The organism is Shewanella oncorhynchi (genome assembly GCF_012584455.1).
Taxonomy (GTDB): domain Bacteria; phylum Pseudomonadota; class Gammaproteobacteria; order Enterobacterales; family Shewanellaceae; genus Shewanella; species Shewanella oncorhynchi.
On record NZ_JABAEB010000022.1, the window covers coordinates 13,762 to 29,074 of the forward strand.

A 15,313-nucleotide genomic window follows, 5' to 3' on the forward strand; every position below is an offset into this window, starting at 1 on the left:
TTAAACTATATTTTCTTCGCACTCAGCGCATTACCATCAATAATGGCTTGGGCTTGGGTCACATAGGTCAAGGCGGCATCTAAGCGTTTTTGTGAGTAACGCGCACCATGAACACCCCATGAACCATCGGCTTTAATCAGTTTGAGGACATCTTGAGCTTTATCAGTCAACAACAGCACTTGCGTCTTATCTTCTACCGATAACTTCGCCATATTGGGCGACTTATCGATGCTAATAAGGGCTTTTTCTACTTTGGCATAGGTTTCTTTCACTGGTTTTTGCCACTTCTGAACTTTGCCGTAGATTTGCTGTTGATCTTTAAAGTGCAGACCCTCACCCAACTTAGATTGGAATTGGCTATGGCAACCTTTGTTATCCACTACATCGTGATCAGAAGCGGAAGTACGAGCACAGGTCCACATCAGATCGAGGTAGTTATGGCCATTTTCGTCCTTCGCCACAGTCCAGCCCTTAGTGGATGAGTCGCGAGACTTACCTTCAGGTGGGTTAAGCGTCTTACGCAATGGATCGACATCGATTTTCCACATGTGCGACTTACGAACGTTGTCGAAACCGGCCATATCAGGGAACTGGATCGCGGTGAAGTTTTCACAACTACCCATGTTTGGCATATGACAGCTTTGACAAGTTTGTTTACTGTGGGTCTTGGTATTACTCGCAATTTCAGCCTGTGCTGTATGGCAATCGGTACATTCTTTGATGAGTTTGGGTTTAGTAATACCGGATTTCCAATCACCATCAGTCACTTCGTGTGGATCATGACAGGTAGAACAACGCATACCCTTATCGTAATGAGATGAGGCAAACATTTGCGAACCTTCTGTACCACAAGATGGGCACGAAGATTTCATCTTCACGTTAAAGGCATATTCCAGTTTTTCTTTACCCTGCGGGGTTTGCGCAAGTTCTTCTACGAAGTTAAAACGCTGGTGACAACGCTCACAGTTAGAAGGCATACCACCACCGATACCGCCGTCTAAATGACCACCTGCGCCATGACACTCTTCACAGGTAATACCGAGTGACACTGTATGTTTTTGGAGCTCTTTAGGATTACCAAGGGCGGCAAAAAACTCATCTTTAGTTTTAAAATCAAACTTAAAGGTATGGCACATCTCGCAATAGGAACTCGCAGGTTGGAATAAGAATTCCTTCTCGTATTTAGCACCATAGGAGCTCATACCCCACTGGTGTGAACCACTCGCGCCAAAATCTTCCATTTTAGTTGGAAATTCAGGAATAACTTTCTGAATTTTCTTCGCCATTTCAGGGGTTAACCATTCAGCCCAACCACGGGAGAATTGGTTACCACCGGCGACCATAGTGCCAGTACCATCTTTGAGTAAACCGTCTTTCACATGGAAAGTACCGCGTACTAAGTAGCTATCGATAAAGCCGTATTTGGTTCTTGGTGTTCCCACCGTCGCATAAATTGCATCAGGGGTAATGCCGTCTGGCAGGATAGAAGTATCCTTAGTGCCATACATGGTTTTGTTTAAATCGTTATCGACTTCGGGATGACTCCCCGGAAAACGTAAGGTTTTTGAATGGCGTGAACGTTTCCACTTTTCATATTGTGGACCGTGGCACTCACCACATTTTTCAGGACCAACAAACTTATTTGGGAAATCCAAAATCGACTTGGCACCGAGGCGATATTGCAATGCCATAGGGCGATTGCCCTCTTGATGTTGGCTATATTTTTGGCTATCACCACCGTGTAAGTATTCTTCACCACGGTCACTGACCTTATAGGTTCCTTTTAAACGACCTTGCTCGGCATATTTAAATACCGGATGATTTTCAAAAAGAAAATCAAACAACTCTTTTTCCTGAACAATATAATCCTGCAGTGTTCTTACACCACGGGACTCTAGTGTTAGATCGGGATTAGCCATAATTCCCTGAGCTTCCGCACTCTGTTGTTTATTACCATAGCCAGGCTTTACCTCGCCCGGTTTAGCATCGGATGCTATTCCGGCCACACTGACGATAGTACCTAAACAAAACAGCACGCTGAGTGCTATTTTGGATTTCCATCGTTTCATCATTTACTCCTAATTATCATTAGTTTTATATTTTCCACTGAACCTAACTGCTCACTGAACGACATAAACAATTGACCAGTTACAGCATGGTGGAGGCAAAAAACCATTAAAAATCAGAGCTAGAGCACACTAAATTCCCGCTGATAAATCAAGATGAATAAAATCAATTAAAACAATTTAAATACAATAACTTACAAAATTAACGTCATTTATTTTTTAGAAGTTAAAAAGAACATTTCAGTTATAAAAAAAACTAAAAATGCATTTTACTTTTCAAAAAACATCAAGCGTAAAAAGGAATGAATTAATAACGGATAAGATCACATTATCAAATGCAAAACTCGACTAATCTTAAAGTCAACAGTGATTAAACCTTGTGATTAAACTGACTTTTCCAATAAGGTCTTATATGTAAATTTAAAATCACAAGAAAACAACTCAAGTTTCTGAGCGAATTGAATAAAAATCAGCATATAAAAACCACACGGGTAAAATAGCCAACTGTAAAAAACTATATTACCGAGACCACATTATTCTAAGGCATAATAAATGACAACTATGCTTCCAGAAATTGGACATATATTACTGATCATCAGTAGCGTATTGGCATTATTTTCTGCAGCACTGACCTTAATCGGTGTTAAGCAGAATAATGCCTATCTAGTGGGATTAAGCCCGATACTCTTTAGAGCCATATTTACCTCAGTATTTGTTTCACTTCTTTGCTTAATTTATTGCTTTATGACTGATGATTTTTCTGTTGTTTATGTCGCAAACCACTCTAATAGCCAATTAGCATTGGGTTATAAAGTGGCCGCCGTTTGGGGCAGCCACGAAGGGTCAATGCTGTTTTGGATATTTGCGATTGCCCTTTGGGGCGCGATCATCAGTTATCGCATAAAGATGGCGGATTGCACTCAAGATAATGCCAGCGATAAATACCAAGACGCCCTGTATTTTGCGAGACTGTTGGCTATTTTGGCATTAGTGATCCTTGGTTTTAACTTATTTTTACTCTTTACCTCTAATCCCTTTGCCCGCTTACTACCTAACATTCCGATTGAAGGGCGCGACCTTAACCCCATATTGCAGGACATTGGCTTAATACTGCATCCACCTATGCTGTTTTTGGGTTATGTCGGGCTCACTGTTTGCTTTGCCGCAGCGTTAGCATCACTGCTCGGTGGTAGTTTTAATACTCGTCAAATTAACTATTTACGACCTTGGGTATTATTAGCGTGGGTGTTTCTAACGGGCGGCAATGCCTTTGGATCTTGGTGGGCCTATAACGAACTGGGTTGGGGTGGTTGGTGGTTTTGGGATCCGGTAGAAAATGCCTCCTTTATTCCTTGGCTTGTGGCAACAGCATTAGTGCATTCCCTCATTCTCACTCAACGTACTCATGGCTTTAAACTCACGACTTTACTGCTGTGCTTATTGGCATTCTCACTCAGCTTACTCGGCAGCTTTTTGGTGCGTTCCGGCATAGTGCAATCGGTACATGCCTTTGCCGCCGATCCGACCCGTGGCATGTCAATCCTCTGCTTATTAGTGATTTTTGTTGGGGCTGCGTTACTCATTTTTGCACTCAAAGCCCACCATTTAAAACAGGATGTGGCTTTCGCGCCTTTCAGTAAGGAAACGCTGTTACTGCTCGGGATCGTTATCTTAGTCGTAGCAGCGTTTTCCGTATTACTCGGTACATTTTACCCTTTGATCTATGAGCTACTCGATTTAGGTACACTTTCAGTGGGTGCCCCTTATTTCAACGCTATATTTGTCCCCCTCACTTTCTTGCTTGTCCTGTTAATGGGCATTGCGCCCTTAGTGCAATGGCAAATAGCGCAATGGCAAATAGTGCAATGGCAAATAGTGCAATGGCAAAATGCCTCAAAGACTCGTATTACTTTCCTGCTCATTCCTAGCCTAGTGATATTAGCCGTCGTAGGCTGGGTAAGCTTACAAGCCGCCTCGGGCAGTAGCTTATTTTTACTCCTTGGCACTGCCGCAGCACTTTGGTTGCTGGTGTGTTTATTGCTCACGATATTGGCGGCCTCGGGATTAGGTAGACGAATATATGCCCGGCAATTAACCCAAAACCACAGCGAGCACGGCTTAAATCCTCCCGTTAAATCATCAAAACAAGGGTTTATAGCCATGCTATTCGCCCACTTTGGAGTGGCTATCACTATTATTGGTGCAACATCCGTCTCCTTTTTTGAACAGGAAGCCCTCCTCAGAATGGGCCCTGGCCAAGGTAAGCCTTTGGCGAGTTATGTCTTAGTGTATGAAAGCACAGAGAATGTTGAAACCAACAGCTTTACGGCAATCCAAGCCAATATAAGTATCCGCGATGGTGCGAATGATGAAGTGATCCTCGGTTACGTTAGGCCGCAACGGCAAACCTTTAAAAGCAATGGGATGGAAATGTCCCACGCGGGTATCGATCATGGATTCTGGCGGGATATTTATGTGTCTATGGGGCTGCAATTAAGTGACAGCGAATACCTTATCCGTATCAGCTATAAACCCCTTGCGAGTTGGATCTGGCTTGGTGCGCTATTAATGATGCTAGGTGGGGCGATTGCCGCTTGGCCTACTCGCCATTTTAGCTACCAAGCTGATTTAACAACCTTAGGTAACCTATCCCATCACAAACCACAGGAGACACTTGCCTAATGAATCCAATATTGCGCTTTTTAGTCTTACTGCTCCCTATCACCTTATGTGGGATAGGGATCCCATGCTTATCCGTTGCGCAAGCTCAGCCCATATCAAGCCTTTCCTACCAGCAACAGGCAATAGATATCAGTAAAGTCCTGCGTTGCCCTATGGCGACGAATCAAAGCCTATTTGAATCACAGGCGCCAATCGCCCACGAGCTCAAAGCACAAATATTCTCGATGCTGGAACAGGGGCAAAACCAAGATGAGATTATCGATTTTATGGTGCAACGCTATGGTCAAAAAATCCGTTATCAACCTGAATTTAAAGCCTCCACCTTCGCACTTTGGTTTGGGCCACTGCTGTTATTAGTGCTTGGTGTTGGGTTGTGTCTCGCATTGGTAACCCGTAGAAAAACACAAACGACTATTTAAAAGTAAAGGATAACCAGATGAAATTACACTATTTTCCCTTTGTTCTACTCGTGTGTTTGGGTCTGTTTTCTAATAGCAGCTCAGCCCACTCACTAGACAATAAACTCTACAGTACAGGAGAGCCCCTCCCTAAGCCCCTTGTGATGACTGGTTTTATAGAAATGCAGCACGCACGCGGCGTACCAGAAGTTCCCTTTATTGATGAATCAGGACAAACCCAAACCCTAAAACAGCACCAAGGCAAATTGGTTTTAGTTAATCTTTGGGCAACCTGGTGCGCCCCCTGTTTAAGGGAAATTCCAGAACTCCACAAGCTTAAGCAGCAGTATCAAGGGAAGAATATCGCCATCATTCCAATCTCTATCGATGAAGAATCTAAAGATGTACGCCCTTTTCTTAACCAACATGGCTTTAGCGGCTATGCCACTTGGCTTGACCCGGAGCAAAACATAGAACAAATCATTCCCGCGAATGTCGTACCCGCCAGTTATATTTTTGATGCTAAAGGTAATCTTGTCGGTTTTGTGCGGGGATATCTCGATTGGACTGATAAAGACGTTGGCCCTTATCTTGATCAACTGATTGCAAAATACGGCCAATAATCACCAAGTAACACAGACTCACAATATATTTCTCCGTTCGGTCATCCGCCAAAATTTACCGAAACCCGCTGCCGCCTATTTGGCTGCGGGTATTTTTATCTCTACCCCATCTTTGTATTCTGCGACGCATTTCTTTAAAATTGCCGCCAAATTCTTTATTTCAAGGCAAATCAGATGAAACTCACCCGCTTAACTCAACCTATTTATGACCACTTATATCGTGATATCAGTGAGTTTCGTAGCACCTTCGACTTGCCCGTTAATGATATTGATTCTTTAGATGACAAGGCCGATACCTTACATACTTCATTGATTATTGAAGAGTTAACTGAACTAGCCGAAGCAGATAGCCGTATCGAGCAAGCCGATGCCATCGTCGATTCTGTGTATGTGTTAATGGGGCGTTTAGTGCATTTAGGCGCACAAGCCATGACCGACAGACTCGAAATCAGTTACCTGATTGACTTATTGCTTTGTGTGGCTCAAAACCGTGAAATCGACTTTATTAGCTGCTGGGATGAAGTCCACTCGAGCAATATGAGTAAAGTGTGCCGTAACGAGCAAGAACTGGCCGAGACCATTGCCTTCTATGCCAAGCAAGGTGTTGAAATTGTCGGTAGTCAGCAAGGTGATTTCATCATAGCCAAATGCGCTAAAGATGTTGAAATGGCAGGTAAAGTGGTTCGCCAAGGTAAGGTACTAAAATCGGTTTACTACCGCCCAGCGGATCTGACTACACTGGTTAAAGCCTAACCACGGCAGGCCTAGGATAGCACTTAACTAAGTGCGTCCTAGGATGTGTTGAACAAGGCTAAAACGGCAGAACTCAGTCCAATGTATCACTCTTACGATATTCTAAAATATCCCCAGGCTGGCACGACAGGTACTCACAAATACTCGCCAGTGTTTCAAAACGCACGCCTTTCACCTTGCCGCGTTTTAGCAGGGATAAATTCGCTTCGGTAATGCCAACCGCTTTGGCAAGCTCCTTAGAACTCACCTTCCGTATCGCCATCATGACGTCTAAATTAACGATAATGTCCAAAATTACACAAACTCTTTGTTTTCTGCCTCAAAATCTCGGGCAGCTTTAAGCAAATAAACAATCAGCAACATCAATAAAATCGTGGTGATATTGCCAAAATCGAGCGCCAAGTCGATACGAGTATCCTCAAAAAGCGACTTGTGATAGTAACCTACGCCTAAGGTTTGCAGTATCTCTATCACTAAGGCGGCAACCTTAAGCCAAACCAACCACAGATAACAATGCATACTTTCGTCGCTAAAAAACAAGCCGTCTTGATAGTAGGCTAATAATTTTTGCAGCCAATAAACCCCCAGTAAAAACGTGATAAACAATGGACTTAACATTAACAGCAACAGGGTTTGACTCGCATCAGGCGATACCCATAGCGCTTGGAACAATCCATTATTCGATCCAAAACGTATCTCATCATGGACTAAGTAGCTATAACCCAGATACACCACCACAATCGTAGCGGCCAACAAAATCACCCACCGTAAAAATGCACTGATTTTTATTAACTTTTCTATGTTTTTATTCATCACTCAATCCTAAATTTAATCCAATCCCAGTGCTCTTTAACCTTGGCTAGTATACTCGTTCGGTAAAATATATTGCAAAGAAATATAATTTTATTGTTTTACGATAATTAATTTTCGTATTAACATGATGTCACTTCTAACAACTCGAGGTTACAACAATGCGATTATCCTCCTTCACAAGCCAGTTATGCAGTGCTGCTATTGCCGCTATGCTACTCGCAAGCTGTTCAGCCTCAACCACTGAGCAAAAAGCCAATACGGATAGGCTTAACAGCCAGCAAGCCCAAGTGCCGCTCATTCCCATCGAAGATTTTTTCAATGAGCAAAATATTCACCATTTAAAAATGTCCGCCGACGGTAAATGGTTAGCCTTCACAAAGGAATACCAAGGTGCGAGCAATATTTATGTAATGGCGGATAAAAGCGATCTTGCAAGTGCGACACTCTTAACGCAGTCCATTGAACCTATTAAAGAATTTGAATGGTCATCCAACAGTAACGAACTCTTTTTTATGAAAGATAAAGGGGGAAATGAAAACACCCAAATTTTTAAACTCAGCTTTGAAACTTCCCAAGGCAAAATAGAGCCAAAAGAGCAGCAACTGACGCACAATGACAAGGTGAAATACAGCGTCATGGAACAGCCCAAGGATAACCCTGAGCAGCTGGTTGTGATGGCGAACCACGATGAATCGAGTCGGATGGATATCTATTGGCTCAACACCCATGATGGCAAGCTAACGCCTATTTTTGAAAACAACTTAAACTTGGTGCAAATGAAGTTTAATAAACAAGGGCATCCCGTTATTGGCAGTAGCACTAATCTAGATAACAGCTATAGCCTCTACGCACTCATTGATGGCACTTGGCGTAAAATAATCCACACAGCTAAGGGTGAAAGCATTGATATCTTAAAAGTAAACGATGCGAAAAAACTCGCCTATATCAGTGCCAACATCGGTGAGCGGGATAAACAACAACTGCTCAAAGTTGATCTTATGACGGGAAAATATGAAACCTTACATAAAGATCCTAAGGATGAAGCGGATGTTTATCAGGTATTGTTTAACGATGCTGGTGAACCTTTAGCCATTTCCTATTACGGCGGTCGCTTAAGAACCTATCCACTTGATACTGAGTTTGCTAAGCACTGGGATGTGATCAATAGGCATTTTAATCAAGATGTTGAAATAACCATTACCGAACGTAACGAGAAAAATAATCTCTGGCAGATCAACGTCGCGAGCGATAGGGCATCGAGCTTAGATTACCAATACAATGCCATTAATGGTGATATCCACTTACTCGCGGATATTCCTCCAAGCATACAAGCAGAACTGCTATCACCCAGACAATCCCTAGTCTATACCGCAAGGGATGGTGTAAAAATTCAGGCTTATTTGACATTACCAAAGGGAAACCAGCGCAATTTACCCACCATCATTCTGCCCCATGGCGGCCCTTGGGCTCGGGACTACTGGGCGCTAGACTCGGGTTACTTCCATGCGATTGCTCAGTTCTATGCAAATCGTGGTTATGCCGTGTTACAGCCAAACTTTCGCGCATCGACAGGATTTGGCAAACACTTCCTCAACTTAGGCAATAACAATTGGGGCACTGGCAGTATGCAAGATGACCTGACTGATGGTGCAAATTACTTGGTCGAACAAGGGATTGCGGATAAAAATCGCTTGGGGATCTTTGGCGCATCTTACGGTGGTTATGCGGCTTTATCCGGCGCGACTTTTACCCCAGATCTTTACCAAGCCGTGATCGCCTATGTGGGGCCGTCAAGCTTAGTCACGCTAATGGCGTCTTTCCCCGATTACTGGCGCCCCTATTTAGGTCAATGGTTTGAATCAGTGGGAGACCCGTTAATTCCTGAACAAAAACAAGATATGGAGAACCGCTCCCCAATTAATTTTGTCGATAACATAAAAGCACCGCTGATGCTTATCCAAGGAGCGAATGATCCGCGAGTGACTCAAGTTGAATCAGATAATATTGCGAAAAAAATGTACCAAAAATCGTTACCCGTTGAATACTTACTCGCCAAAGATGAAGGTCATGGATTTATCAAACGTGCCAACAAGCTCGCCTCGATAATTGCGACTGAACGTTTCTTTGGTAAGTACTTAGGCGGAAAAGTGGATAATAATGTCAATCCAGCTTTGCTTGAACATCTTAATAGCTTAAATGTTGATATAGAAAAACTGTAACCTTAATAAAGCGTTAGAAGTGCTACACCAATTTTGCCAAGGAAGGCGAAATATCTTAACAGGTTAACGCGGTTAACTGTGGGCCAATAGACTAATCTATCAAGTATGACTACACCCCAAGAGATAAAAATGAATCCAGCAAAAGTCGTGCGTGCCGAGGTTAAGCAATTGACTGATTTACCCAATATTGGCAAAGCCTGTGCGGCGGATTTACGTTTGCTTGGCATAGATAAGCCTGAGCAGTTGTTAGATAGAAACCCCTACGAGCTGTATCAAACGCTGTGCGACAAAACGGGCCAGAGACACGACCCCTGTATGCTCGATGTGTTTATCTCCATCACCCGTTTTATGGCAGGTGAAGATCCTAAACCTTGGTGGTTTTACACCGATGAGCGCAAAAATACCTTAGAGAAATGAAGCTTTAGCGACTATTTATCCTCCTGTTTACCCATTATCGTTTCGGGCTCTTCCCTTAACCACTCACGCCAAATAGCCACCAGCAGGGCCATCAATACTGGACCAACAAACAAACCGACAAAACCCATGGTTTTTACGCCGCCGATCAAACCGAAAAAAGTCGGTAAGAAAGGCAATTTAATCGGCCCACCGACAAGATTAGGCCTTAAGGTTTTATCGACAATAAACAACTCTATGCTGCCCCAAAGAAACAAGCCGACCCCCGCCGTCATATCGCCAGTGCCGACAAGGTAGAGTGAAATCAAGGTAAACATGGTTGGCGCGCCGCCAGGAACCAAGGCCATAAAGGCGGTTAACACCCCAAAAGCCACGGCCGAAGGTACTCCCGCAATCCAATAGGCAATCCCCAGCACTATGCCCTCACCAATTGCGATAAGCGTCATACCTATCACGGTAGAACTGACTGTTGCAGGCACCACACGGGAAAAACTATGCCAGCGAGCAGGCAGCACTCGCTCACCCACGATATCCAACTGTTTAGCCACTTGCGGACCATCTTTATAGAGGAAAAACAAAGTGATCAGCATAAAAAGTAAGGTCAACAACAACCCTAAAGTATTCCAACCCAATTGCAGCACCCAACGGGAAATGCCACTCAAATTCTGGCCACTAATGGCACTGATAATTTGGCCTAATTCATGGGGTTCACCAATAAACTGCTGCCATTGCAGGGTTAACCATTCGCCCATCCAAGGCAAGTCTTTGATCCACAAGGGCACGGGCGAACCATGTTGGTTAGTGAACACCAACCAATCAACCCAAGTTCTAATCTCTTGTAACGCATAGGAAAATACAAACACCAGCGGAATAATCAGCCCGAGCACAATACAACACAGGGCAATGGTTGCCGCCAACGCCGAGCGACCACCGCATTTTGCCAATAGTTTTTGATAGAGAGGCCAACTTGAAAAACACACAATCAATGCAGCTAAGGCGGGCACTAAAAAATCGATAAAAAAGAATACGCCAGCACACAAGAGCAAAACCAACAAACTACGGCCAATAGCGGCATTACTGAAAATCGGCGTCATAGTGCTAAAACCCCCCACAATAAAATTCAACGATAAAATGGAAAACACTCTGCATTACCAGACAAGGTTAACGCTTAACCAACTCGTTCTACGAATCAGTTTATTGCGCAGTGCTTCCCATGGGCAATGACTTTAACACCGAATATTGAGCTGTGTATCTATTCAATCTTTGAAGACAAAAGGCCTTTAGATATCTATCAAAGGCCTAACATTTGGAATGAGCTTATTGAGCCGAAAGCTGCTCAACTACTTTCTCTGGCTGGCTAAAATCGGAAATACGCTGAATAACTTTACCATCCTTAACCCACAGTAAAGTAGGAATATTGCGGATTTTAAAATGATTAAATAACACACCTAATTCATCGATACTAAAATCGACTTGAGTTTGATAAAGCTGCTTAAAATCTTCGAGCGCTTTATTGTCTGTCCACAAGTGATTGACCACACCGTGCCACGATTTATTAGGCACTTTTTGCGCGAGATTATTTAAACCTTTTTGAACGGCAATACACTCTTTAGACATTTCTGGGCGGCTATCAGCCAAATACCAATCACACCATGTTGCGGTGAAAAAAAGTAAATGCTCACCTTGTTCCCAAGATTTCAGTAACTTAGCTGTTTGTTCGGCACTGGGTGCCTCCGTTGTCTGCGCAGTCAACTCTTGGCCATTCGCCAACATATCGATAAATTTATCTAAATTGGCATCAGACTCATGGCTAGTGTAAACCACATCACCAGCACGATTGATTAATACACTATAGGGTGTACCGACCAAACCTAAAGCCACACCCAGCTCGCCTTCATTATCCAACCACACGGGCATAGTGAGCCCGAAACGCGCGATAACGTCAGCAATCTTAGGCTCCTCTTCATTAATATTGATGTTCACCGCGACGATATTAATCTTGTCCTGATATTTCTTCTGCAGGGTTTCAAAATGCGGCATTTGCTCCATACAAGGTTGGCACCAGGTTGCCCAAAACTTTAGGTATATCGGCTTGTCACCCGCAACACTGGCTAAAGTCACTTGCTGCTGCTCTGGATAGGTTTTAAGTGCGATATCTTGATAGGTTTTATTGCCCGCAAACGTAGCAAAACTCATAACGGCAAGGCACATAACAATGATTTTACGTAACAACATATTGTTTTCCTTAAATCTATAGATCACTCGCACCCACGACTATAGGGCTAGTGATTTGCAGCCATTTGTACAGAAAAAACATAATTTCAAAGAAGCGGTAGTCTCACCAACAACCAACCTTAAACGACGAGTATAAACTAACAAGCCACTAATTTAGCCATATTAAATGTAAGCCTTGATGAGCATAACAATGAGTATTAATAACCTATCCAACAATATCTTAGACCATCAAACCTAACGCCAATTGCCTCGTCAGCTCTGCGGCGGGAATCGCCTGACAGCCTGTTGCATTTTGGCCACACCAAAGTGGGCTAAAATCACCAAATCCTTGTTGTTCAGCGGCACTTCGCAATACTGCGACGGCACTTGAGGCGAGCGGAAAATCAGGGGCGGCATTATTGATGGGGCCAAGTTCTGCCATAAAACGATTCATAATTCCACGGGCGGGTCGACCGGTGAATAAGTTAGTCAGAGCCGTATGCTGCGCGGCCTCACTTTGCAGGGCGGCACGGTGAATATCACTGGTGGTGCATTCGGGACAGAGTAAGTATGCCGTCCCCACTTGCACCGCCGAAGCGCCCATCGCCATAGCAGCGCGCACTGTCTTTGCATCGACTATGCCACCCGCTGCAATAACAGGAATATCAACGGCGGCAATGATTTGCGGCAATAGACTAAAAGTGCCTAACTGCTCGGTTAAATCATCGGATAAAAAATGCCCCCTGTGACCTCCGGCCTCTAAACCCTGCGCAATAATGGCATCCGCACCACGCGCTTCTAGCCATAGTGCTTCTTCTACAGTTGTCGCTGTCGAAATGATTTTTGAACCCCAAGACTTTATCTCCAGCAACAAATCTTCATTCGGTAAGCCAAAATGAAAACTCACCACCTCAGGTTTAAATTTAGCTAACACTGCAGCCTGGGTGCTGGTATATGGCGCGCGTTGTGCCCCCACGGTTTGGCTATCAGGATTGACACCCAACTCAGAAAAATAAGGCGCGAGTTGATTAAGCCATGCGGCTTGTTTCGCTGCTTGCGGTTCAGGTTCATAATGACAAAAGAAGTTTACATTGATGGGCTTAGCCGTCTGGGTGCGAATATGTGTCAAGGCGGTATCTAAGGCTTCGAGGGATAACATGGCGCAGGGCAAAGATCCCAACGCCCCCGCTTGCGACACAGCTATAGCTAAGGCACTGCCCTGAACACCCGCCATCGGCGCTTGAATAATCGGTAATTCGATTCCAAATAATCGGGTTAACTGGCACGGCATACATCACCTCCTTTGACTTGTTATCACTTGATGCTCAATCCTGATATGGCCCCGCGGTTAAACGCTGGGAGATCCACCACAGATTGCCCACGGGATCCCGCACTCCACCTTGGCGATCGCCATAGGGCATATTCGCCACTTCCATCACTAATTCACCCGCAGCGAAGAGTGCCTGAGCCACCGTTTTATCGGCATTTTCCACATATAAATAATAGGATGCGGGCATAGGCGGAAAAGCTTCACTCGCCTCACTCAACATAAATAAACAGTCGCCGATTTGCATCTGTGCATTAGCTATTTTGCCATCAGCCCGACGGGAAATATGTAGCGCTTTAGCATCAAAGGCTTGCTGTAAAAAAACCACTAAACTATCGGCATCAGCGATCATCATATACGGGCTAACCCGTGCAAATCCTGACGGAATAAACATAACGATTCCTTGTTACCTAAGCATGAAATTGATCATAAAAAACCACTATTAGCCAATGACTATAGACTAAGCACTATGGCGAAAACCAGCAGTAGCAATTAAGCCTGAAGCGTGAAATGTAAACTTAAGCATTCAGTGAACAAGTCAAAGCGTAAAGCCTGCTAATGTAATACGCCCCCTACAATTTCAACCACTCTGCAGCCCATCATAAAAGTGCCATAACACTTCATGGCACTGGTTATTAAGAATAAATCAGCTTTATTTAGCATCGACTTAGCAACTATGGATCATTCATCTATGCTTAATCTATTGTTAACTTAACATGATGATACTATGCACTTTACTGCATTCTTCGCTTACTCTCTCAGGATTTGCCTCACCTTAATCCTCTATAGTTTCGCCTTTGCAGTGCAGGCAACTTGGTATCCCGCCGATGTGATTGCTGACGGCAAAAAAACGGCATACACACCACTCACTCAAGCCAATAAAGCATGGCGGATCTGCGCCTTACTTCCCCATGGTAAAGACCAATATTGGTGGGGTGTCGCCTTTGGGTTATCGCAGGAAGCCGAGCGCCAAGGTGTAACTCTCGGCATTTATGATGCTGGAGGATATGACAATATTGAGCAACAAAAACAACAACTCTATGATTGCCAAGCCCTCAAAGCTCAAGCCTATATTATTGCTGCCAATACGGCAGATGGACTGATTGCGGATATCGAACAACTCTCTGCTGCGGGCATTCCTGTTATTGATTTAGTGAATGGTATCGCGACCGACAAACTCACGAGTCGCTCCTTAGTCAGCTTTGAAGATATGTCTGCGGCGGCGATTGAGTATATTGCATCGCAGCAACGAGACCCTGTCGATAAAGCGCCTGCGAAACTTAAAGTTGCTTGGTTTCCAGGTCCTAAGGACGCCTCTTGGGTTATGGCGGCGGAACAAGGATTTAGGCGGGCGGCAACCAAACAAGAGTTCGACACAATTGAAGGAGGGTTTGGTACTACGGAGTTATTTATTCAAGCTGATTTAGTGCGAAAAGTGCTTACTAAACAAAGTGTAGATTATGTGATCGCCAATGCAGTTGCCGCCACTTTCGCGGCGCGCTATTTAGACGGGCGTAGGAATAAAACGGGAAAGGTCATCGCGTTCTACTCGAATGCACAGACCATAGAATTAGTGCAGAAAAAACAGTTACTCGCGACGGTCAGCGACTCACCAGTATTGCAGGCTCGGATTGCCATCGATCTCGCAATACGCGCACTCGAAGGTGCGCCTTATCCCCACAGAGTGAGCCCAGTTATCAAGGTCATCTCCCAAGACAACATCCACCAGATTGATTTAGAACAAATATTAGCGCCACAGAATCAGTGGATGATCCATCAGGATCTACCACAGCAAAAATAATGC

At 44.1% G+C, this 15,313-nt stretch carries 14 protein-coding genes; 7 read left to right on the forward strand and 7 right to left on the reverse strand.

What is annotated here, in order from left to right; all coding sequences use genetic code 11:
* Positions 1-5 precede the first annotated feature (5 nt).
* Complete coding sequence (gene sirA, locus HGO26_RS21780) at positions 6-2,069, reverse strand: dissimilatory sulfite reductase SirA (protein WP_105250351.1); 2,064 nt, start codon at positions 2,067-2,069, stop codon at positions 6-8.
* Between the two features lie 549 nt (positions 2,070-2,618).
* On the opposite strand from sirA, the gene HGO26_RS21785 reads away from it, so the two are divergent.
* From HGO26_RS21785 to HGO26_RS21800, 4 genes are all read left to right on the forward strand, one after another.
* Positions 2,619-4,748: a heme lyase CcmF/NrfE family subunit gene (locus HGO26_RS21785; RefSeq protein WP_168827740.1), complete on the forward strand. Its 2,130-nt coding sequence runs from the start codon at positions 2,619-2,621 to the stop codon at positions 4,746-4,748.
* Entirely contained in the window at positions 4,748-5,167 is a 420-nt protein-coding gene (locus HGO26_RS21790; RefSeq protein ID WP_028761784.1) for a cytochrome c-type biogenesis protein, read from the forward strand. Before HGO26_RS21785 ends, HGO26_RS21790 begins: the two co-directional genes overlap by 1 nt.
* Before the next feature lie 17 nt (positions 5,168-5,184).
* A complete protein-coding gene (locus HGO26_RS21795) occupies positions 5,185-5,769 on the forward strand; it encodes a TlpA family protein disulfide reductase (RefSeq protein ID WP_168827741.1) in 585 nt (194 codons plus the stop codon).
* A 174-nt stretch (positions 5,770-5,943) separates the two neighbouring features.
* Positions 5,944-6,522, forward strand: coding sequence for a nucleoside triphosphate pyrophosphohydrolase family protein (locus tag HGO26_RS21800; RefSeq protein ID WP_168827742.1), 579 nt, complete (start codon positions 5,944-5,946; stop codon positions 6,520-6,522).
* 73 nt (positions 6,523-6,595) lie between these two features.
* On the opposite strand, the gene HGO26_RS21805 is transcribed toward HGO26_RS21800, so the two are convergent.
* Complete coding sequence (locus HGO26_RS21805; RefSeq protein WP_168827743.1) at positions 6,596-6,814, reverse strand: helix-turn-helix domain-containing protein; 219 nt, start codon at positions 6,812-6,814, stop codon at positions 6,596-6,598.
* A 2-nt stretch (positions 6,815-6,816) separates the two neighbouring features.
* Positions 6,817-7,335, reverse strand: a complete 519-nt coding sequence (locus tag HGO26_RS21810) for a DUF2975 domain-containing protein (protein WP_168827744.1) — start codon at positions 7,333-7,335, stop codon at positions 6,817-6,819.
* A gap of 158 nt (positions 7,336-7,493) precedes the next feature.
* Here HGO26_RS21810 and HGO26_RS21815 point away from each other — a divergent pair, with 158 nt between their 5' ends.
* Both HGO26_RS21815 and HGO26_RS21820 read left to right on the forward strand, forming a co-directional pair.
* Positions 7,494-9,554 (forward strand): S9 family peptidase, encoded by a 2,061-nt coding sequence (locus HGO26_RS21815; RefSeq protein ID WP_168827745.1) that lies wholly within the window; start codon positions 7,494-7,496, stop codon positions 9,552-9,554.
* Between the two features lie 129 nt (positions 9,555-9,683).
* Complete coding sequence (locus HGO26_RS21820) at positions 9,684-9,971, forward strand: helix-hairpin-helix domain-containing protein (RefSeq protein WP_168827746.1); 288 nt, start codon at positions 9,684-9,686, stop codon at positions 9,969-9,971.
* A gap of 11 nt (positions 9,972-9,982) precedes the next feature.
* Here the strand turns inward: HGO26_RS21820 and HGO26_RS21825 are convergent, their stop codons facing one another.
* The 4 genes from HGO26_RS21825 to HGO26_RS21840 form a co-directional block, all read right to left on the reverse strand.
* Positions 9,983-11,062 (reverse strand): AI-2E family transporter, encoded by a 1,080-nt coding sequence (locus HGO26_RS21825; RefSeq protein WP_168827747.1) that lies wholly within the window; start codon positions 11,060-11,062, stop codon positions 9,983-9,985.
* 223 nt (positions 11,063-11,285) lie between these two features.
* Positions 11,286-12,203: a TlpA family protein disulfide reductase gene (locus tag HGO26_RS21830; protein ID WP_168827748.1), complete on the reverse strand. Its 918-nt coding sequence runs from the start codon at positions 12,201-12,203 to the stop codon at positions 11,286-11,288.
* Between the two features lie 220 nt (positions 12,204-12,423).
* Positions 12,424-13,473 carry an NAD(P)H-dependent flavin oxidoreductase gene (locus HGO26_RS21835; protein ID WP_168827749.1) on the reverse strand — a complete coding sequence of 350 codons (1,050 nt, stop codon included), beginning with the start codon at positions 13,471-13,473 and terminating at the stop codon, positions 12,424-12,426.
* 34 nt (positions 13,474-13,507) lie between these two features.
* A complete protein-coding gene (locus HGO26_RS21840) occupies positions 13,508-13,903 on the reverse strand; it encodes a VOC family protein (protein ID WP_168827750.1) in 396 nt (131 codons plus the stop codon).
* Positions 13,904-14,236: 333 nt separating this feature from the next.
* Here HGO26_RS21840 and torT point away from each other — a divergent pair, with 333 nt between their 5' ends.
* Positions 14,237-15,310 (forward strand): TMAO reductase system periplasmic protein TorT, encoded by a 1,074-nt coding sequence (torT, locus tag HGO26_RS21845; RefSeq protein WP_168827751.1) that lies wholly within the window; start codon positions 14,237-14,239, stop codon positions 15,308-15,310.
* Positions 15,311-15,313 lie beyond the last annotated feature (3 nt).